This is a genomic window from Arthrobacter sp., assembly GCF_031179385.1.
Lineage (GTDB): Bacteria > Actinomycetota > Actinomycetes > Actinomycetales > Micrococcaceae > Arthrobacter_D.
This window is the reverse complement of sequence record NZ_JAPSHV010000195.1, coordinates 1-3,161: the sequence shown is the minus strand read 5'-3', so window position 1 is coordinate 3,161 and position 3,161 is coordinate 1. Positions and strand designations below refer to the sequence as shown.

The window sequence follows — 3,161 nt, the reverse complement described above, 5'->3', positions numbered from 1 at the left end:
GGACATGACTCCACCAACCTGAAGGACATCGTCCCCACGGTGATGCTGTTCGTCCCGTCCGTGCAGGGCATCTCGCACAACGAGCACGAGTACACCACCGACCAGGACATCATCAGCGGGCTGCACGTGCTGACGGATGTCGTCCGGAGCCTCTGCCTCGGGGAACTTGACCCTCGCTAACCAACACGCAACACGCAGTACAGAAGCCGCCCTGCCAATGGCAGGGCGGCTTCTCCGTACCGACAAGGATTTACGCTGTCTCGGTCACGCCGCACCAGTCGGCTATGAACAGGGCGATGGTCTTGGTCACTTGGCGCACCGACGCGATGTTCACACGCTCATCGAACCCGTGAATCGCCTCGGACACCGGCCCGTAAACCAGTGCCGGGATTCCCGCGTAGAGGGTGAAGACCCGGCCGTCCAGATAGCCCGGGGTTGTGAAGCTTTGCAACGCCGAGCCGAAGACAACTTGGTGCGCATCGGCCAGCCTTGCCTCAGCTTCCGATCCTTCCTCCAGGATGTAGCCTTCGGAGAAGAAACCCGTCCGCTCGGCCGAAACTGCTGCCCCGGCCGCGGTGGTGGTCCGAAGACACATCTGGATCTCGTCCCAAACATCCGCGGCCGGAACCCCGGGATACAGGGCCGCGCGGACGTCGAATTCGCACCAGGACGGGACACTTGAGGGCCAGTCACCGCCGGAAATCATGCCGATATTGACGTTGATGGGGTGGTCAAGGTCCTCGAAGTACGGGTGGCTGCCCTTATCGGCGTTCCATTTGGCTTCGAGCTCCCGCAACGCACCCATGACGTTGTAGGCGGCGTCGATGGCGTTAAACCCGGATGCCATTTCCCGCACATGCGTAGGTTTTCCGGTAACACGCACACGGAACCAGATCACCCCCACATTGGCGCGGACCAGCATGTTCTCTTCCGGTTCCGGGATGATGACGGCATCGGCCGTGTAGCCCCGCAGCAGCGCTGCAAGGGACCCGTTGCCCGTGCACTCCTCCTCAACGACTGACTGGAAGTGGATGGTGGCTGCCGGCGCCAAGCCAGCAGCCCTGACGGCGTCGAAGGCGAAGAGGTTGGCAGCGAGCCCGGCCTTCATGTCACCTGCCCCGCGTCCGTACATCCAGCCGTCCTTTACTACGGCGTCCCAGGGGCTGCGTTCCCACGTCTCCAGCGGGCCGGTGGGAACAACATCGACGTGCCCGTTCAGGATGAGTGAACGGCCGTTCTCCTCCGGGGGCGTATAGGTTCCGACGACGTTGGTGAGGTCTTCGAAGGCTACTGTGCTGGGACCGTAACCGATGTGCGAAGCGAGGGCTTCGCCGTCGAGCGTCCAGCGGTCCATGGCGAACCCGCGGGATTGGAGCTCAGCGAACATCAGGTCCTGGGCGCTGGACTCGGCGGCTCGCAGCGAGGGATGGCGGATCAGCTCCGCCGTGAACTCGAGTTGGCGGTCAAAGGCCGCATCAACGCTGTCGATAACTCGACGGGCTGTTTCAGGGTTCAGCATGGGGCCGCCCTACTACCGTACGATCGCTTTGTCCTTGACCCGGAGCCGCTCGCCGTAGAACCCGCCGGCAGCGGTGATCAGGGACACGGCCATCAGCAGCAGGGAAGCGGTCCACGACGCTCCATCGGATACGGCGAGCAGGGCGACGGCGATAAGTGGCAGGAATCCGCTCAGGGCGCCGGCCAGGTTGTAACCGAGAGCGACACCGCTGTAGCGCAGCTGTGGCGGGAACAGTTCGGTCAGCAGGGCGCCGGTGACCGAGTAGGCAACGGACAGCAGCGCGATGCCGAGAGTGACAGCGAGGACGACGGCGAATGGATTGCGGGAGTCGATCATCCAGAAAAGTGGGAACGCTGCGGCCGCGGTCACAACGCCACCGATAAAGGTCATCTTTCCCGGTCCAAATTTCTCGCTGATACGACCGATGACCAGGATGACTCCGATTTGCACAACCGCGGCAACCAGGGTTGCGTTGACCATCAGTCCCCGGTCCAGGCCGAGGGTGGCGGTGCCGTAGCTGATGACGAAGGTGGTCATAATGTAGAACCCGCCGACGCCGAGGAAAGCGGCTGCGATAGCAACGATCAGCCGGCCCCATGCCAGGCGGAACACATCGACCGCAGGAATTTTGGCGCGTTCCTCCAGCTTGACCAGCTCACGGAAGATCGGAGATTCCTCGATTTTCAATCGGATGTACAGCGCGACCAGCAGCAGTGGGAACGCTGCCAGGAACGGCAGACGCCAGCCCCAGGAGTCAAAGATTTCAGGGGGCATGAGCAGTACCAGTGCGAAGGCTCCGGAGGACAGCAGCGTGCCGACCGGAGAACCCACCTGCACCAGCGCGGCATACCGCCCGCGCTTCTCGAGGGGGGCATGTTCAACGGCGATGGTCATGGCGCCACCCCATTCACCGCCGACCGCAAGGCCCTGCACCAGGCGCAGGATGGCAAGCATGATGGGTGCTGCGAGGCCGATGGTGCCGAAATCGGGCAGGACACCGATAAGCCCGGTGGCCACACCGATCGCGACGATCGTGATCAGCAGCGCGGGGCGCCGCCCCACACGGTCACCGATGTAGCCGAACAATACGGCGCCAAGCGGACGGGCAGCGAAGCCGACACCAAATGTGGCAAAGGCTGCCATTGTCGCAGCGGTCGGGTCCAGCGACGTGAAAAACAGCCGGTTGAAGACGATGGCTGCGGCGGTGCCGAAGAGGAAGTAGTCGTACCATTCGAGGGCAGTGCCTACGAACGCAGCCCAGGCGATCTTGCCGGCCTCGGCTCCGCTGACAACTGGTACAGCTGCTTCCTCTCCGTCTGTTGTCTCATGTGGTTGCATGCTCGGCGCCTCTCTTTGTGGGATGGGACTGGGACGATGCGGTGCTCCGGAGCTCCTCGATGTAGTCGTGCCCGAAAACGCAGGCGCCATCGAGCATGGTCGCCAGCACCTTGATGCGGCCGATCCCATCGGGCGGCACCTCTGCAGGGTGGTCCGAAAGGAACACGAAATCGGCGTTCTTTCCCGGTTCCAGCGTTCCCCGCCGGTCTTCTTCGCCTGCAATCCACGCGGCGTCGACCGTGTAGGCACGCAGGGCCGTCTCGGGGTCGACCCGTTCCTCGGGACCCAGGGTGGCTCCGCCGGA

Annotated in this window: 4 protein-coding genes; 1 reads left to right on the top strand and 3 read right to left on the bottom strand. The window is 63.4% G+C overall.

The annotated features are described in order from the left end of the window. Positions 1–180, top strand: a 180-nt coding sequence (locus RIF85_RS15335) for a M20/M25/M40 family metallo-hydrolase (protein ID WP_309072767.1), incomplete at its 5' end; no start/stop codon positions are given. 70 nt (positions 181–250) lie between these two features. On the opposite strand, the gene RIF85_RS15330 is transcribed toward RIF85_RS15335, so the two are convergent. The 3 genes from RIF85_RS15330 to RIF85_RS15320 all read right to left on the bottom strand — a co-directional run. After that, complete coding sequence (locus tag RIF85_RS15330) at positions 251–1,519, bottom strand: ArgE/DapE family deacylase (RefSeq protein ID WP_309072766.1); 1,269 nt, start codon at positions 1,517–1,519, stop codon at positions 251–253. 12 nt (positions 1,520–1,531) lie between these two features. Beyond that, positions 1,532–2,857, bottom strand: coding sequence for an MFS transporter (locus RIF85_RS15325; protein WP_309072765.1), 1,326 nt, complete (start codon positions 2,855–2,857; stop codon positions 1,532–1,534). After that, a partial coding sequence (locus RIF85_RS15320) for an amidohydrolase family protein (RefSeq protein ID WP_309072764.1) occupies positions 2,844–3,161 on the bottom strand: 318 nt, incomplete at its 5' end. The genes RIF85_RS15325 and RIF85_RS15320, both read right to left, overlap by 14 nt.